We start from the raw sequence: 17,283 nt of genomic DNA on the forward strand, positions 1-17,283 counted from the left end.
CCCGGGACCTTAGCGGCCCTGCGCCGTCGAGGGTAGCGCCTTCCACTTGCGCTCCAGGGAGGTGCGCTGATCCGCCGGCTCGGCGGCCTCCGGCTCCAGCGTCAGCACCTCCAGCGCGCGCTTCCAGACCCGGGCGGCCTCCGGGGCGCGGCCCGCCTTGAGGTAGGCGTCCCCCAGGTGCTCCAGGATGGCGGGGTCGTCCGGGGACAGGTCCACCGCGCGCTCCAGTGCCTCCACGGCCTTCCGGGCCTCGCCGCGCTGGAAGTGCACCCACCCCAGCGAGTCCACGAAGGCGGCGTTGTCCGGCTGGAGCGCCAGCGCGCGGCGCACCAGCCGCTCCGCCTCGTCCAGGTCCCGGCCCCGCTGCGCCATCACGTAGCCCATGAAGTTCAGCGCCGAGGCGTGGTCCGGCTTCAGCGCGAGCACCGCCCGCATGCGCAATAGCGCACCCGCCACGTCGCCCTGGCGCTCCAGCAGGGTGGCCAGCGCGAACTGCAGGTCCTGGTTCTTCGGGGCCTTCGCGACGGCGTCCCGCAGGAGCGCGAGCGCGTCCGGCGCCCGGCCCTGGCGCTCCAGCAGGGTGGCCAGGGCGTCGTACGCCATCGCCCCACCCTGCCCCGCCAGCGCCTCGCGCAGCACCCCTTCGGCCGTCGCCGCCGCGCCGCTCCGCTCAAGCGCCCGGGCGTAGCCGACGCGCACCTCCACGTCGTCCGGGGCCTCCGCCATGGCGGCGCGGTAGAGCGCCAGCGCGCGCGGATGGTCTCCGGCCAGCGACAGGCAGCGGGCCTGACGCTGCCGGGCGTCGGGGTACACCTCCGAGTCCGGGGGCACGCCCGCGAAGTCCTGGGCCGCGACGGAGAAGCGCCGCGTCCGCTCCGCGACGAGGCCCGCGTAGTACGCCAGCCGGGGCTCGTCCGGCGCGTCCTTGCGCGCGGCGTCCAGCACCTCTTGCGCGGCGGCGGGCTCGCCCGAGGCCAGGTAGCTGAAGGCCACCCGCACGGCCAGCTCCGGCGACGCGGACAGCGACAGCAGCCGGTCGAAGTACGCCCGCGCCCGCGTCACCGACCCGCCCTTCAGCGCGGCGCGGCCCGCGGACAGCAGCACCTCGCGGCTGTCCGGATCCGCCTCCAGCGCGCGGGCCAGCGCGTCCTCCGCGTCCTTCGCCCGGCCGGCCTCCTCGTGGATGCGGGCCAGCGTGGACCACACCTCCACGTCGCCCGGGTCGCGCTCGGCGGCCTTCACCAGCAGGCGCTCGGCGCGGGCCGCGTCGCCGCGCTCGGCGAAGACGAGCCCCAGCCGCCGGTACCCGGAGGGCTCTCCCGGCAGCGCGTGGGCCAGCGCCTCCACCACCTTCACGGCCTCGTCGGGGTCCTTCGCGTCGAGGTACAGCTGCGACAGGACGAGGTACGCCTCCGGGTCGCGGGGACGCAGGGCCACCGCGCGGCGCAGGTGCTGGCGGGCGCGCGGCACACGGCCGGACTCCATCAACACGCGGCCCAGGAGCACGTGCGCGGCGTAGTGCGTGGGGGCCCGCTCCACGGCGCGGCGCAGCTCGCGCTCGGCGCGCTCCAGGTCGCCCAGGCGCGCGTACTCCTCGCCCAGCTGGGTGAGGAGGTTCGGGTTGCCGTCGTCGGTGGCGAGCGCCAGCCGCAGCTCGTCCACGGCGCCCCGGTGGTTGCCCTCCAGGTGCATGAGCCGCGACTGGAGGTAGTGCGCGTAGCTGGCGGACGACGCGGACGGCTCGTCGTCGCTGGAGTCCATGGCCTCGCGCATCGCCTCGCGGTCGACGTGCGGGGCCGGAGCCCTCGCCGGGGCCTTCCTCGCGGGCGCGGCCCCCGAACCTCCGGCGGCCAGCGCGAGGCACAACACGGCGGCACGGCTGAGGAGCGGGAGCGGGCGCACGCGGGCTAGTGGACCTCGGGCGGAGGCGCCCCCAGCTTCTCCAACAGCTTCTCCACCGGATCGCTGTCCTGGCTGACGTCCGCCATGGCGGCCCGGTACTCGATGGAGGTCACCTTCTCCACGTCCGGCATCAGGCGGTTGATGACCGTGCGCGCCGCGTCGGCGTTGCACTCGGGCAGCACCACCGCGAAGACGCCCAGGCCCAGGTGGGCGATGGAGTCCGGATGGCGCACGCGCTTGCGCATCACGTCCCCCATGTTGGACGGCATCTCCTCCAGGTCCCGGTCCGGACGCAGCACCGCCAGCGTGAGGGCGCGGTGGTAGCGCCGGCTGCGGGCCACCTCCTGCTCCAGGCGCAGGAGCAGGCCGCGGCGGTCGAGCAGGCCCGTCACCGGATCACTGCCGGTGCGGCGCTGGAGCGAGTTCGTCTTCTCCTGCTGGTCCTTCTCACCCTGGCGCAGCTTGAGCGCGCGCTCGGTGCGGTTGAGCAGCTCCACCGCGTTGAAGGGCTTGGCCATGTAGTCCACCGCGCCCAGGTTGAGCGCGCGGACCTTGTCGGCCACGCCCTGGTGGGCGGACAGGAGGATGACGGGGATGTGCGCCGTGTCCGACGAGGACTTGAGCGCCATGGCCGCGTCCAGGCCGTCCAGCTTGGGCAGGAACACGTCCATGACCACCAGGTCCGGCCGGGACGCCCTCGCCTTCGCCAGGCCCTCCGCGCCGTCGCGCGCCACCTCCACGCGGTACTTCGAGCGCAGCACCTCCGACAGCACCGCGGCGATTTCGGGCTCGTCCTCCACCACCAGCACGCGCGGCTGCTCGGGCGCGGCACCGGGCGCGGGCTGCGGCCGGGGGTTGCGCGCGGCCTCCTGCGCCAGGGGCAGCGTGAAGACGAAGGTGCAGCCGCCGTCGGCCGGGCTCTCCGCCCAGATTTCGCCGCCGTGCAGCTCCACGAACTCCTTGCAGATGGCCAGCCCCAGCCCCGTGCCCTTGGGCCCGTGGCGGTAGCGGTCGAACACGAGGTGCAGCTCGTCCGGGGGGATGCCCACGCCGTTGTCGCTGACCATCACGCGCACCGCGTCGCCGTCCGGACGGGACAGCCGCTGCGTGCGCACCACGACCGAGCCCGGGTCGCTGGCGTGCTGGATGGCGTTGCTGATGAGGTTCTGCAGCACCTCGTGCAGCTTCACCTCGTCGCCAATCAGCATCAGGCTGTCGGGGCACTCGGAGCGCAGCGCCACGGCCTTCTCCGCCGCCAGGATTTCCAGCTCCGCCACGGCATCGCGGCACAGCTGCGCCACGTCCAGCACGCGGGGCTCGATGGACAGCCGCGCCGCCTCGCCCTTGCCCTTCTCCAGCAGGGACTCGACCAGGGTGAGGATCTTCCGGCCCTGGCGGATCATCGCGTCCGCGGACTGCTTCTGCTGCGCCTCCAGCGGCCCTTCCAAGAGCAGCCGGCCGTGGCCCAGCAGCACCTGGAGCGGCGCGCGCAGGTCGTGGCTGCACACCGCGATGATCTCATCCTTGAGGCGGTTGAGCTCCTTCAGGCGGCGGTTCGCGTCGGTGAGCTCGCGGTAGCGCTCCACGTACGCCAGCTCCATGTCCTCGCGCTTCTTCTTCACCGCCGTGTGCAGGCGCGCGTTGCGGATGGAGTTGGCGAGCACGCCCGCCACGGCCTCCGCGAACTCCTGCTCGTCGCGCCCGATGGACGCCTCGCCCTTAGACACGCGCAGGAAGAGCGCGCCCAACAGGTCGTCCTGGCAGATGAGCGGCTGCACCAGGATGGACTTCACGCCCTGCGGCAAGAGTGACGTGCGCACCTCCGCCATCAGCGGGTCGCGCTGCGCCTCTTCGATCAGCACCGGCTGCCGCGTCTCCAGCGCGCGGCGCAGCTCCGGGTAGCGCGCCACCTCGATGTCCAGCTGGACGAGGCTGGGGTCCTCCTGCGTCGCGACGACCGTGGCCGTGCGCGCGTGGCTGCCCTCCACCAGCACCACGGAGCAGCGGTCCGTGCCGGTGACCTGGCCGACCTTCTCCACCGCGATGCGGAGGATCTCCTCCAGCTCCAGGGAGCTGGTGGCCGCCTGGGTGATTTCGAGCAGCATCCCCATGCGCATGCGGATGCGCTCCTCGCGCTCCTTCAGCCGCCAGGCGCGCAGGGCGGACTCCAGCCGGGGCACCAGCTCATCCGCGCCGCGCACGAAGTCATCCACCGCCAGCCGCTTGAAGGCCTCCGCGGAGCGGGCACGGCCCTGGTCCACCAGCACCGGCAGGCGCTGGAGCTTGTCCGTCTTGCGCACCGTCTCCAGCAGCTCCGCGGCCCGCTTGGCCGTCACCGCCAGGAGCACCACCTCCGGCTGGAGCTGGTCCACCATCTCCGCCAGCCCGGTCTCCCGTTCGGTGGAGGCGCACTGATAGCCACTCGCCGTGAGCCGCTCCACCAGCGCGTCACCCGCGGCCTTCGCCGCCAGGACGAGCACCCGCCCCCGCTGCTCCGACGACAACATCTCGATCCTCACGGCGCGCCTCCGCCCCGCCCATCCAGGGAACGACGTCGCGGAAACCCGTTGGGTGCGTAAGGGGTCATGGTCGATTCCGGATCATGCCGTCTAACCCGTCCGCGGGCCAGCGGATGGACGGGGCTCTCCTGAGCGAGAGGGGTGAGAAAAGGCGCGCGACGTATACCCCGGTCCGGTGTCCTTCCTCCGGAATCCCGCACGCGCATGACGGTCCGGTGACCGGCTTTGCCTGCCCGGTCCCGGGTCGGGGTGTAACACCGCGAGAACAGCCACGCTGTCACTTTCTTCCCTTACCACTCTTCGTGCCGGACGGGAGGCAGGGCGGGCAGGCAAGCGGCGGTGGGGGTCCTGGGCGGCTTTCGCGATCAGGATTCCGGGGAAGGCGGTGGTGGGTGACCGCGCCCGCTTCCTGAGGGAGCGCGGTAGAGTGCGAAACCATGCACTCCGTCCCTTCGCGCCCATTCGTGTCACGGGCCTTGCTGGCCTCGCTGACCCTCTGCGCTTCCGTGTTCGCCGCCTGTGGCGGAGACAAGCCGCCGCCCACGCCGGATCCGCCGGTGGTGACCCTGACCGTGCCGCAGCCGAACACGGCGGCGCCGACGCTGACGGTGCGGGTCATCGTGTCCGGGTGTGACTCCGTGGCGCAGGTGGACATCTACGACCGGGACACGTTCCTGAAGACCGTCCCCTACACCAGCGGGTCCATGGACTTCGAGCTGGCGTCGAATGAGATCAAGTACACCCGCGGCCTCGCCGTGGGCCTGTCGCTCAACGCGCGGGCGACGTGCTCGGACGGCCGGACCAACGTGTCCCAGCCCCAGGCGGCCACGTTCCTGCCGGTGACGAAGGTGATCAAGGACCCGGACCCCAACGGCCAGGTGGTGACGGACTTCTTCATCGCCGAGGGCAGCGGCACGAACGTCGCCTTCCTCGGGTGCGGCAACCCCACCACCGGCTCCGGCACGCTCTTCCGCGTGGACGCGACGGGCGCGGTGCGCAACTCGGTGGAGATGGGCATCCCGTGCAGCGTGGACACGGTCATCACCAGCGTGAACCCGCAGAGCGGCAAGCGGTGGGTGTGGACGCCGGGCATCGGCGCGGTGGCCATCGACAACAACTTCGTCATCTCCGGCCGGACGGCGACCACCTACAAGCCCGAGCGCCTGTCCGTCATGGACAACGGCGATGCGCTGGTCATCAACGGCATCAACGTGTCGCGGCTCAAGCACACGTCGACGAACGGCGATTTCCAGTGGACGCACCAGTCGTCGTGGCGGCCCGTGGGCCCGGCGCAGCAGAAGGGCGCGCAGGTCATCTTCCCCATGTCGCGCGTGCCCAACCAGGCGTCCCCCAACCTGCTGGAGCTCGTGATCGTGACGCTGGCCGTGGAGGCCTCCGGGGACAAGGTGCCCTTCGTGCACGAGCGGATCATCACCCAGTACCAGGGCGACTCCGCCTCGCCGCCTCCCATCGCGCTCAGCCCGGATGGCGGCTCGGTCTACCTGGCGCTCGCCTTCGCGAACAACCAGTCGCGGGTGCAGGCGTGCTCCACGGAGGTGGCGGGCTGCGAGGGCTCCGCGCTCAAGTGGATGAGCGTCGTGCTGCCGGTGCCGGTGAACTTCCTGCTCCCCTTCTCCGCGGGCTCGAAGCTGGCGGCCATCGGCACGCAGCGCGTGTGGTTCCTGGATACGGGGAGCGGCCTTGTGGCCAACAAGGGCGGCATCTCCGTGGACGCGTCCGGACAGCTGCGCATCCGCCAGGTGCAGCTGGGCCTGCCGACGAGCCCGGAGTTCTACCTGCTCAACGGTCCGGACCGGGCCGGCGCCCTGCCCGTCGAGATCGTCGCGGTGGACTCCGCCGAGAAGGGCGAGCTGTTCCGCTACGAGGTCTCCAGCAGCCTGTCCTGCTCCGTGGATGACAGCGGGCGGCTGTGGATGCGCGTGGGCAACAACCTGGTCCAGGCCCTGCCGCTGAGCGACTACCGCGCCGTCAAGCCGTGACGGTGGCCATCAGGGCCTGTCGGCGACGAGGAGCGCTTCCACGTTGCCGGCGGGCCCGGGCACGGGTGAGTCCATCACCCCGCGCACGGTGAGCCCGTGCTCGCGCACGAACGCCGTCACGGTGTCGATGGCGTCCTGCCGCGCCGCGGGGTCGCGCACCACGCCGCCCTTGCCCACCCGGTCCGGCCCGACCTCGAATTGAGGCTTCACCAGGGCGATGAGCAGGCCGCCCGGTGAGAGGAACGGCAGCACCGACGGCAGCACCTGGGTGAGCGAGATGAAGCTCACGTCGATGACGACCACGCCCACCTTCTCCGGCAGGTCCTCGTCCGTGAGGTAGCGCGCGTTGACCCGCTCCCGCGAGCGGACGCGCGGGTCCACGCGCAGCTTCTCGTGGAGCTGGCCGTAGCCCACGTCGATGGCGTGCACGCGCACGGCGCCGTGCTGGAGCAGGCAGTCGGTGAAGCCGCCGGTGCTGGCGCCGATGTCCGCGCCCACGCGGCCCGTCACGTCCAGGCCGAAGCGGTCCATGGCCGCCTTGAGCTTGAGGCCGCCGCGCGACACGTACGGGAGCACCTCGCCCTTGAGGCGCAGCTCAGCCTCCACGGGGACCAGGGACCCGGGCTTGTCCACGCGCTGATCCGCGACCACGACCTGGCCGGCGAGGATGAGCGCCTGGGCCTTGGTGCGCGACTCGGCGAGCCCGCGCTCCACGACCAGCACGTCCAGCCGTTCCTTCTTCGGCTTCACCGGCGTTCCTCTCCGAGCAGCGCACGGCCCGTCTTCCGCAGGCCCGCCGCGTCCAGTCCCAGCTCCGTGCGCTGCACCCGCGCATCCCCGTGCGGCAGGAACACGTCCGGCATGCCCAGCAGCTTCACCCGGGGCGCGATGCCGGCCGCCGCGTACAGCTCCAGCACCGCGCTGCCCAGGCCGCCCCGGACCGTGCCCTCCTCCGCCACCACCACGTGCCCGCCCGCCGCGGCCTCCAGGAGCGCTGCCTCGTCCAGCGGCCACGCCCGGCGCGCGTCCAGCACGCTCCAGTCCGGCTCGCCACGGGCCGCCTCCAGCGCGGACAGGCCCAACGGCCCCAGCGTCACCAGCGTCAGCCGTGAGCCGGGAACGCGCTTGAGCCAGCGGGCTCCCGTGGAGGGACCCGCGACTTCGGGCTCCGCGTGCGCCAGCTCCGGCGGGAGGTCCGGCAGCGTGCCTCGAGGGAAGCGCAGCACGGACGGCCCGGAGGCCTGGAGCGCGGCGGTGAGCATGGGCGCCAGGTCCTCGCCCACCATCGGGGCCCACTGCGTGAGGCCCGGCAGCGGCCGGAGGAAGGACACGTCGTAGGCGCCCTGGTGCGTAGCTCCGTCCGCGCCCACGAGCCCCGCCCGGTCCACCGCGAAGACCACGGGCAGGCCCGGCAGGCACACGTCGTGGACCACCTGGTCGTACGCGCGCTGGAGGAACGTGGAGTAGATGACGCACACCGGCTTCGCTCCCGCCGCGGCCAGCCCCGCGCAGAAGGTCACGGCGTGCTGCTCCGCGATGCCCACGTCGTGCACGCGGTCCGGGAACCTCGCCTTCAAGCCAGTGAGCGCGCTGCCCTCCAGCATGGCGGGCGTCACGGCGACCACGCGCGGGTCGCGCTCCAGCGCCTCACCCAGCACCTGGGCGAAGGCCTCGCTGAACGTGGGCCGGCCCCCGCGCGAGCGCACCAGCTTGCCGTCGCGCCACTCGTACGGCCCCATCGCGTGGCCGCGCGTCTGTTCGTCGGCCTCCGCGGGGGGAAAGCCGCGCCCCTTCTTCGTCAGCGCGTGCACCACCACCGGGCGCGAGGACGCCTTCGCCTCGCGCAGCGCCCGGGTGAGCGCGCCCAGGTCGTGCCCGTCCACCGGGCCCAGGTAGGTGAAGCCCAGCGACTCGAAGAAGGCGCGGGCGTTGCGCGTGCGCAGGAGCGCGGGGATGGCGCCCACGTTCGCGCTGATGGACATCTGGTTGTCGTTGAGCACCACCACGAGCGGCAACGGGCTGCCCCCCGCGTTGTTGAGCCCCTCGAAGCTCAGGCCGCCCGTGAGCGCGCCGTCACCCACGACGGCAATCACGTGGCCCGGGTGGCCCAGCTGCCGCCGTCCGGACAGCAGGCCCAGCGCGGCGGAGATGGCCGTGCACGCATGCCCCGCCGCCAGCGCGTCGTGGTGGCTCTCGCGCGGGTCGAGGAACGGCGCGATGCCGCCCGCCTGCCGCAGCGTGTGCATGCGCTCGCGCCGGCCGGTGAGCAGCTTGTGCGCGTACGCCTGGTGCCCCACGTCGAAGAGGAGCGCGTCCTGCGGCGTGTGGAAGACGCGGTGGAGGGCCACCACCAGCTCCACCGCGCCCAGCGACGCGCCCAGGTGGCCGCCCACGCGTCCGCACGTGGTGATGATGGCCTCGCGCAGCGCCTCACACAGGCCGGGCAGCGCGTCCTCGGGGAGCGCGCGCACATCCGCGGGAGACGCCACACCGGACAGCACGTCCGCCATCAGGACTTCCGCTCCACCGAGTAGCGCGCCAGCGCCGCCAGCGGCCCGTCCGGGCCCTCCAGCGGGCGCACCGCCGCCTCCGCCCGGGCCACCAGCTCCCCGGCCATGCGGCGCGACTCGTCCAGCCCCACCACCGCCGGGAACGTGAAGCGCCCGGCCTCCGCGTCCGCGCCCACCGGCTTGCCCATGGCCTCCGCGCTCGACGTCACGTCCAGCACGTCGTCGGCGATCTGGAAGGCCAGGCCCACCGCCTCGCCGTACGTCACCGCGCTCGCGAGCGCCGCCGCGTCTCCACCCGCCGCCAGGACGCCCATGCGGCACGCCGCGAGGATGAGCGCGCCCGTCTTCAGCCGGTGCAGCTTGAGGAGGTAGTCCAGCGTCGCGGCCCGGTCCGCCGCGATGTCCAGCACCTGCCCGCCCACCATCCCCGCCGCGCCCGCCGCACGCGCCAGCTCCGCGCACAGCGTGCCGCGCACCGGCTCCGGCCCGGAGGCGAGCAGCGTGAAGGCCTCCGTGAGCAGCGCGTCTCCGGACAGCAGCGCCACCGCCTCGCCGTAGACCTTGTGGTTCGTGGGCCGGCCCCGGCGCAGGTCGTCGTTGTCCAGGCTGGGCAGGTCGTCATGCACCAGCGAGTACGTGTGCACGTACTCCAGCGCGCACGCGGCATCCCGCACGAGCGCGGTGTCGGTGCTCGACTTCGCCACCGCGTCCGCGAAGGCCAGGCACAGCACCGGGCGCAGGCGCTTGCCGCCCGCGAGCAGCGAGTAGCGCATGGACTCCGCCAGCTTCGGCGGCGTGCCCGCGGGGCCCCAGCGATCCGCGCTCTGGCGAAGGAGCGTCTCCACCCGCTCCTGCTGCGTGCGCATGAAGGGGTCCAGGTTGAAAGCGGCCATCGGCGTCAGGGCTCCTTCGCCACGTCGGCGGGGATGAGTTGGCGGATGCGCTTGACGAGCGCGTCCAGCTCCAGCGGCTTCACGAAGTAGTCGGCCGCGCCGACCTCCATGCCTCGCCGCTTGTCCTCCGGGTCTCCCCGCCCGCTGATGAAGATGATGGGGATGTCCCGGAACTGCTTGTTCTGCTTCACGGCCTGACACAGCTCGAAGCCGTTGATCCAGGACATGTTCACGTCCAGGAGGATGGCGTGCGGGCGGTGCAGCTCCAGCGACGCGACCAGGCGCAGGCCGTTGGCCGCGGACATGACCTCGAACCCCTCGGCCCCCAGGGCCTCGGCGAGCAGCTCGCGCGTGTCTCGGTCGTCATCGACAATCGTAATCTTCGGCTTCGACATGCCCGGCCTCCGCCCTTCCCCTGATGCCTAGAACGGGACATCGTCCTCCGGTGGCGGACGCGCCTGCGTGGCCGTCCGGGGGGCTGCCTGGGGAGCGGGCCGGGCCGCCACCGCCAGCGGCGCGACGACCTCCTGGCCATCCTCGTCCACCAGCAGCTGCTCGATGCGCTGCTCGGCCTCCGTGAGCAGCTTCTCACCCCGGCGGACGAGGCGGATGCCCTCCTCGAACGCCTTGAGCGACTCTTCCAGTGACAGGTCGCCGCTTTCCAGCCGCGCCACCGTCTCTTCCAGGCGCGACACCACGTCCCCGTACTGCTCCGGGGCGGGCTCCACCTTGGGGTTCTTGTCCGACTTCGCCACGGCCATCCACCTCCCCGAGCGGGGCGCGGAATGTAGAGGGTGGCCCGCTAGCAGTCCACCGGGCCTTTCAGGCTGGTAACGGTCGCTTCGATTTCTTCACACCCGCCCAGCGTTTTCGCCCCATGGGCCGCCAGCTTGATGCCCAGCACGTCCCCCACGGCCACGTCCGCCATGGACCGCACCACCACGCCGTCCCGCTGGCGGAACGTCACCGCGTAGCCGCGCGACATCACCTTCAGGGGGCTCAGGGCGTCCAACCGGCCCCCCAGCCGCCCGAAGTGTGTCTGCGCGGACGACAGCATGCCCCGCTGCAGCTCCAGGAGCCGCGCTCGGGCCTGCGCCACCTTCGCCCGCTCGGCGGCCACCCGCGCCGTGGGCGAGGCCCGCTCCAGCCCCAGCCGCGAGTCCGCCAGTTCCGTGCGCCGCCGGGACACGCCCGCGCGCGCCGCCTCCGACAGGCGCATGGCCAGCTTCAAGAGGTGCGCCCGCTGCTCCGACAGCCGCGTCTGGGGCCGCGCCCGCTGCAGCCGCTCCTGAAGCGCGCGCAGCGTCTCCCGGTCCTGACGCACGCGGGGGCGCAGCACGCGCATCATCGCCTCCACCTGTTCGGACAGGTGCAGGCGCTGGTGGTTCACCTCGCGGCGGGGGTCCGGCAGCCGCGCGCGGAGCTGGCCCTGGCGCTCGCGCAGCTCCAGCACCCGCCGCTCCATGGCCCGGCGCAGCCGGCCGGACTGCGTGGCCAGCGTCAACTCCAGGTCCGCCAGCACCGGGGCCAGCCGCTCCGCCGCCGCGCTGGGCGTGGGTGCGCGCAGGTCCGCGACGAAGTCGGAGATGGTGAAGTCGATTTCGTGCCCGATGGCGGACACCACCGGCACGGGCGAGGCGAAGATGGCGCGCGCCACCCGCTCCTCGTTGAACGTCCAGAGGTCCTCCACGGAGCCTCCGCCGCGCGTGACGACAATGACGTCCACGTCGGTGCGCCCCAGCCGCTCGATGGCCCGCGCCACGTCCTCCGCGGAGCCCTCGCCCTGCACGCGCGCGTCCGCCAGCAGCACGCCCAGCCGGGGGTTGCGCGAGTGCAGCACGCGCAGGAAGTCCTGGAGCGCCGCGCCGGTGCGGCTCGTCACGACGCCGATGCGCCGGGGCAGGAACGGCACGGGCCGGGGCGGCCGGATGCGCCGGTCGCCGATGAGCCCCTCCGCCGCCAGCCGCTGCTTGAGCTGCTCGAACGCGAGCGCCAGCGCGCCCTCGCCCACCGGCTCCAGCCGGGACACGATGAGGCTGTAGCGGCCCTGCGGCTCGTACAGGTCCACGCTGCCCTCGGCCACCACCTCCATGCCGTCGCGCAGCGCGAAGCGCATCCGTCCCGCCATGGACGCCCACACCTTCGCGTCGATGGAGGCGTCCGCGTCCTTGAGCGTGAAGTACCAGTGGCCGCGCGCGTTGGCGCCCCGGAAGCTGGACACCTCGCCGCGCACCATCACGCGCGGGAAGCGCGACTCCACCGTCTGCTTGATCTGCCGGGTCAGCTCGCCCACCGACAGCACCGTGCGCTCCGGGCGCGGCGGCGGAGTGATGGCGGCGGGCGGCGGCGCGGCGATCTCCGCCACCGTCGCGGACGGCGGGGGCGCGGGCGGCTTGCTCGCGCTCGCGGCCTTCGCGGGAGGCGGACGCAGGGGTGGCAGCAGCGACGTGCCGAACAGGTCGCCCTGCCCCGGCTCGTCGGCCGGAGGCGGCTCCACCCCCTTGCGCTTCTTCATCGCGACAGCTTCTCGACCCAGCCCTGGGCCTTGCCGTGCAGCTCGTCGTCGGGCGGCGTCATCGTGACGACGTCGCGGAACTTGGGCAGCGCGTCCTCCGGGCTGGAGTCCTTGATGGAGTAGGCCTGCATGTACAGGTCCTTCGCCTTGCCCTTGAGGTCGTTGACGATGTTGGCGGCGCCCGTGTGGTTGGGGTCCGCCTGGAGCGCGCGGCGGGCGAACTCCATGGCGCGCGACCACTGGCCGGCGGCCTTCGCGCCCGCGGCGCTCTTGTAATAGATGGTCGACGCGCGGGTGCCCGCGTTGCGCCCCATCTTGCTGCCGCGCCCGTCGGTGATGTCCTTGTCCAGCGCGAGCAGCCGGCTGAGGCCCTTGGCGTCCAGCTCCTCCAGCTTCTTGTAGAGGTTGCCGAACTCCGTCACCTGCGACATGAGCTGCTTGCACTGCGGCGTCTTGGCCGCGCACGCGTTGAGGATGGCCACCGCGCCGGACGTGTCACCGTCGCGGAAGCGGTCCACGGCGGGCTCCCACGGCTTGGGCGCCGCGGCCACGCGCACCGGATCCGGACGGGTCAGGTCCGCGATGACGCGCGCGGCGTCGTCGTTGACGAGCTTGCCGTCGCGGTGCTCAGGGAAGGTCGCGAGCACGTCGTCGGTGATGGCCTTGGCCTTCTGGACGTTCTCCAGCTGGCGCGTGTCCAGCAACTGCTTGGCTTCCTTCGTGCGCTTGTCGGCGGCGTCCGTCAGGTTCTTGAGCGCCGTCTTGCGCTGCTCGTAGAGCTGGGTGTCGCTGCCCACCTTGTCGATGGAGGCCTTCGCGCTGGCGAGTTCCCCCTTGTCCAGCGCCGCCTGGGCCGTGGCCAGGTGGTTCTGGTTGGGGATCTCCCGCTCCGCGGCCTTCAGGTAGTCCTCCACGCCGGGGTAGTCCGGCGCCTGCGCGTGGAGCTCCTCCAGCTTCGCCTTGGCCTGCTGCCACTGGCCCTCGCGCACCAGGTTCTTGGCCTCCTGGAAGAGACCGCCCAGCTGCTCGCGGTACGAGCGCTGCTCCGCCTCGATGCGGCCCTGCTCCTCCTGCTGGTGCCGCATGCGCGAGCGCATGACGCCCAGGCCCGCGAAGAGCAGCACCAGCACGGCGGCGCCCGCGAGCTTCATCCGCATGCGCTTGCGCTGGACCTCCGGCGTGAGCTCCGCGGCGGCGGCGGCGCGCGACGTCTGCGGGCGCGCACGGCCCTCGCGGGCGGGACGCGCCGGCACGGCCGTGGGAGCGCGCCCGGCGGCCGTGGACGGACGGGGCCGGGAACCGGACGGGGCCTGCACCTTGGCGGTGCTGTTGGCGGTGTCCTCGTAGCGCAGCTCCGAGTCGCCCAGCGTGATGACGTCGCCGTTGGCGAGCAGCGTCTCCTCGGAGATGGGCTCGCCGTTGACGATGGTGCCGTTGCCGGAGCCCATGTCGCTGACCATCCAGCCAGCGGACTCCTTGCGCAGCGTCACGTGCTTGCGGGAGACCGACGTGTCCTGGATGCAGATGGGGTTGTCGGTGGAACGGCCGACCGTGTACTCCAGCTCGGAGAGCGCGAACTCCTCACCCTCCATGGGGCCGGCGACGACGACGAGCTTCGCGGGGCGGGCCGCGGCGGCGCCGGCGGAGGACCGGCGGGCGGGGGCGCGCTGTCCGGTCCCGGAGGAGGGCGTACCGGATGTAGGCCGTCGGCGGGCGGGGGGTGGTGCGTTCGACATGGCGGTCACCGCGTCCTGCTGAGGGGGGCACGGGCCCTAAAGCTCGTGCTCATAGGCTTTTTCCAGCCCGAGATTGTGGCAGCGATGCTCGGCGGTAGGGAAGCGTCTCCGTACGTCTTCGAGGGTCGCCACCGCGTCCCGTCGGCTGCGGAACTGAACCGCCCGCTGGAATTGCATCATCAGCTGCCCGCAGCGGTGGTCCAGCTCCGTTGAAATCTGGGCGATCCGCTCCCGGACGTCGTCGTACAGCTCCGGCTTCTCGTCGAGCGCCTCCAGGGTGATCCACGCGGCACGGTACTCCCGCCACGCCTTGAACAGGTTCTCCGCGCCCACGTCCTTCAGCTCGTAGAAGCGGGCCCCGGCCTTCGCGGACTCCCGGGCGGAAGCCACCAGCTGATCAGGCGGCAGCTCAGGCACCGGGATGACCTCCAGGCGCAGGTTCCAGATGCGCCAGGTTTCGCGGCCGGGCGGGTTGAGGGCGTTGTCGAAGAGCAGCTGGTTGTTGGCGTTGCGGCGCAGGAGGCTGGGGGGCAGGACCTGCTCCAGCTCGCGCTCGGCCGTCTGCGCCGTGTCCGGAGGCACCCATCCCAGGGACACGCCGTTGAGGGACAGGTTGACCTCGTCCCGGGCGATGTTGCTGGCCTGGTAGTGCAGCACCGCCACCGCGCGCGTGGGGGACACGAAGCGGAAGTCGAAGAGCTTGTCGTCGGCGTGGACCCAGCGGACGCCGTCGCCCAGGCCGAACGAGTCCATCACCGGATCCATGCCCAGCTTGGAGGGCTCGCGGCCGGGCAGCCGGATCGCCGAGGGCACCACGAGCGCCACGAGCAGCGTCACCACCGCCAGCGCGCCCAGCCCCGCCAGCGACGCGATGCCGATGCGCTTGGGCAGGGACTGGCGCTGCCAGAAGAGGACGAACCGGCCCTTGAGCGTCTTGCCCAGCTGACGCCGCTGGCGGGCCTTGTCGGCGGCGGAGGACGGTTCGATCTTCGCGACGACCGTCACTGGGCCCTTGGCCTCGGGTTGGATCGCGGGGAGCTCCAGGCTGGGAGGCGCGGGCGGAACGGTGGCATCGCCCCCCACTTCCGGGACGGGCACGGGGGCCAGCAGCGGCGCTTCGCCAGGCAGCGGTCCGGCGTCCAGCTTGGGAGCCGAGGACCGGTTCCGGCCCACGAGCGTCACCGGCTCCGGCTCCGGCGCGGGGGGCGGAACGAAGGGGCTCCAGGCCGGCGCGGCGACCGCGTCCTGGCCCGCGGAGGTCATGGGCGCTGCCCGGGTCTCCTCCGGAGGCTCCGTGGGGATGGCGTCGTCCTGGCCGACGAAGGTCGCGGGCTCGGGGGCGCCCGCCGCGGGAGGGGCCGCCACCGCGACGCCAATGCGCGTCGGCTTGGCCACGAGTGGGCTGACCGGGGTGATGGGCCGGAGGTCGAGGACGGTCCGCTCCTCGGGCTCCTCCATCATGGGCACGGGCAGTGAGAACGGAGCGTCCGGCGGCGGCGCGGCTTGGACCGGAGGCAGCGCTTCCGGGGTCGCCGGAATCGCCATCAGCGTGCGCTCCTCGGGCTCGTCCAGGTCCGGGACGGGCAGCGCGAAGGGAGCCAGCGCGGGCGAGTCCACGGAGGGAATCGCCATCAGCGTGTGCTCCGCGGGCTCGTCCAGGTCCGGGATGGGCAGCGCGGGGGCCAGCGTGGAGGTGGACCCAGGCGAGTCCACGGTGGGGATCGCCATCAGCGTGTGTTCCGCGGGCTCGTCCAGGTCCGGGACGGGCAGCACGACGGCGGGCTTGGGCGAGTCCACGGTGGGAATCGCCATCAGCGTGCGCTCCTCGGGTTCGTCCGGCATCACCGGAGCGAGGTCCACGGGGGGCGGTGCGACGGAAGGCCGTGCTGGCGGAGGCGGAGCCATGAGGCCCGGCGGCGTCATCACCGGCAGGCCGGACGCGGAAGCACGCGCGGCACCGCGCCCCAGCTCGGGACGGTTCAGGGCGGGCGCGCCGACACCGGGCAGGTTCGCGACGCCGTTGCGCTTCGAGGAAGCCACCGGCGCCACGGGGCCGTGAGCCGGTGCGCCGACCACGGGAAGCTTGAGCGCCGTGGAGTGCGCGGAATCAGAAGCCCCCGCGGGCGTGGAGGTCGCGCCCGGTGCGGGCATCCGGCCCGAACCCGAGCCACCGACCGCCGGCAATCCCGGCGCGGAGGATCTTCCCGAAGAGGAAGCCACCGGAACCGGAGGCGTCGCGGCGGCCTTGTTCGCCGGGGGCGCGCCCACCGCGGGCAGTCCAGGAGCAGAGGCTCTTCCCGAGGAAGCGCCCGGCACTGGAGCCTTGGCCGGAGCTCCGGCCACCTGATTTCCCGCTGCGGCAGCTCCCAACACCGGAGGTCCCGCAGGGGCTCGGCTCGAAGCAGCCGCTCCCGGCGATGAAGCCCCCGACACCGCAGGTCCCGCAGGAGCTTTGGCCGGCGCAGCCGCTCCCGCTGCTGCTGCCCCCTGCACGGGAGCCGTCGGAGGAGCCTTGGCCTGCGCGGACACTCCCGCCGCCGCGGCCTCCAGCACGGGAGGCCCCTGAGGAGTCCTGGCCGCCGCAGCCGCTCCTGGCGCCGAAGCTCCCAGCACGGGAGTCGCGGAGGGAGCCCTGGCCGGCGCAGCCGCAACCGGCGCAGTGGCGCCTACCGCGGGCAGATCCGGAGCGGACGGTCGCTTCGGCGGAGTGCTCGGCATCACCGGCATCACCGGCATCGCCTCACCCTTCGCGGCGGGCCTCGCCATCGCGGGCATCGACTGCTGGTAGCTCGTCGGCGCCGCTTCGATCTCCGCGAGCGAGGCCTGCTCCACGCCCTGCGGCGACACCTTCGCGTGCGGCGGCGCGAGCGCCCTTCGGATGGGCCGGGTGACGTCGTCGTCATCCTCCGGCGCCACCCAGACGAACGTGAATTCCACCGGCCCCACGGTGATGCGGTCGCCGTCGCGCAGCTGCTTCTCGCCGCCCAGCGGCTGGCCGTTCAGCTGCGTGCCGTTCGCGCTGCCGACGTCCTCGGCGAAGTAACGCCCATCCCTCGCCGTGATGCGGGCATGACGCCGGGAGACACCGTGGTCATGCAGCACCAGGTCGTTCTCCGAGGTCCGGCCGATCTTCACCTCGGCCTGCTCGAAGGCGAGCTCCCGTCCGACCTGGAGCCCCTGGGTGATGGTGAGCAGGATGGGCAGAGGA

General features: G+C 72.8%; 11 protein-coding genes. 1 reads left to right on the forward strand and 10 read right to left on the reverse strand.

All coding sequences use genetic code 11. The features are described 5' to 3' along the window. Window positions 1-9: 9 nt before the first annotated feature. Together JYK02_RS12095 and JYK02_RS12100 are read right to left on the reverse strand one after the other, a co-directional pair. The gene (locus JYK02_RS12095; RefSeq protein ID WP_207051071.1) at window positions 10-1,902 is read right to left on the reverse strand and encodes a tetratricopeptide repeat protein; all 1,893 of its coding nucleotides are present in this window, start codon (window positions 1,900-1,902) and stop codon (window positions 10-12) included. A 5-nt stretch (window positions 1,903-1,907) separates the two neighbouring features. After that, a complete protein-coding gene (locus JYK02_RS12100) occupies window positions 1,908-4,406 on the reverse strand; it encodes an ATP-binding protein (protein ID WP_207051112.1) in 2,499 nt (832 codons plus the stop codon). Between the two features lie 452 nt (window positions 4,407-4,858). On the opposite strand from JYK02_RS12100, the gene JYK02_RS12105 reads away from it, so the two are divergent. Next, the gene (locus tag JYK02_RS12105) at window positions 4,859-6,421 is read left to right on the forward strand and encodes a hypothetical protein (RefSeq protein WP_207051072.1); all 1,563 of its coding nucleotides are present in this window, start codon (window positions 4,859-4,861) and stop codon (window positions 6,419-6,421) included. A gap of 9 nt (window positions 6,422-6,430) precedes the next feature. On the opposite strand, the gene JYK02_RS12110 is transcribed toward JYK02_RS12105, so the two are convergent. The 8 genes from JYK02_RS12110 to JYK02_RS39615 are packed head-to-tail and all read right to left on the reverse strand — an operon-like array spanning window position 6,431 to window position 17,279. Then, entirely contained in the window at window positions 6,431-7,171 is a 741-nt protein-coding gene (locus tag JYK02_RS12110) for a TlyA family rRNA (cytidine-2'-O)-methyltransferase (RefSeq protein ID WP_207051073.1), read from the reverse strand. Next, on the reverse strand, window positions 7,168-8,931 hold the full coding sequence (locus JYK02_RS12115) for a 1-deoxy-D-xylulose-5-phosphate synthase (RefSeq protein ID WP_207051074.1): 1,764 nt from the start codon (window positions 8,929-8,931) through the stop codon (window positions 7,168-7,170). The genes JYK02_RS12110 and JYK02_RS12115 overlap by 4 nt, the downstream gene beginning before the upstream one ends. Next, entirely contained in the window at window positions 8,931-9,824 is an 894-nt protein-coding gene (locus JYK02_RS12120) for a polyprenyl synthetase family protein (RefSeq protein ID WP_207051075.1), read from the reverse strand. The genes JYK02_RS12115 and JYK02_RS12120 overlap by 1 nt, the downstream gene beginning before the upstream one ends. Window positions 9,825-9,829: 5 nt before the next feature. Continuing rightward, window positions 9,830-10,219 (reverse strand): response regulator, encoded by a 390-nt coding sequence (locus tag JYK02_RS12125; RefSeq protein ID WP_120528860.1) that lies wholly within the window; start codon window positions 10,217-10,219, stop codon window positions 9,830-9,832. A gap of 27 nt (window positions 10,220-10,246) precedes the next feature. Continuing rightward, on the reverse strand, window positions 10,247-10,585 hold the full coding sequence (xseB, locus tag JYK02_RS12130) for an exodeoxyribonuclease VII small subunit (RefSeq protein ID WP_207051076.1): 339 nt from the start codon (window positions 10,583-10,585) through the stop codon (window positions 10,247-10,249). 41 nt (window positions 10,586-10,626) lie between these two features. Further along, window positions 10,627-12,339, reverse strand: coding sequence for an exodeoxyribonuclease VII large subunit (gene xseA, locus JYK02_RS12135; RefSeq protein ID WP_207051077.1), 1,713 nt, complete (start codon window positions 12,337-12,339; stop codon window positions 10,627-10,629). Continuing rightward, a complete protein-coding gene (locus JYK02_RS12140; protein ID WP_242588665.1) occupies window positions 12,336-14,075 on the reverse strand; it encodes an FHA domain-containing protein in 1,740 nt (579 codons plus the stop codon). Before JYK02_RS12140 ends, xseA begins: the two co-directional genes overlap by 4 nt. Before the next feature lie 36 nt (window positions 14,076-14,111). After that, the gene (locus JYK02_RS39615; RefSeq protein ID WP_347402472.1) at window positions 14,112-17,279 is read right to left on the reverse strand and encodes an FHA domain-containing protein; all 3,168 of its coding nucleotides are present in this window, start codon (window positions 17,277-17,279) and stop codon (window positions 14,112-14,114) included. Window positions 17,280-17,283 lie beyond the last annotated feature (4 nt).

This window comes from Corallococcus macrosporus (assembly GCF_017302985.1).
Lineage (GTDB): Bacteria > Myxococcota > Myxococcia > Myxococcales > Myxococcaceae > Corallococcus > Corallococcus macrosporus_A.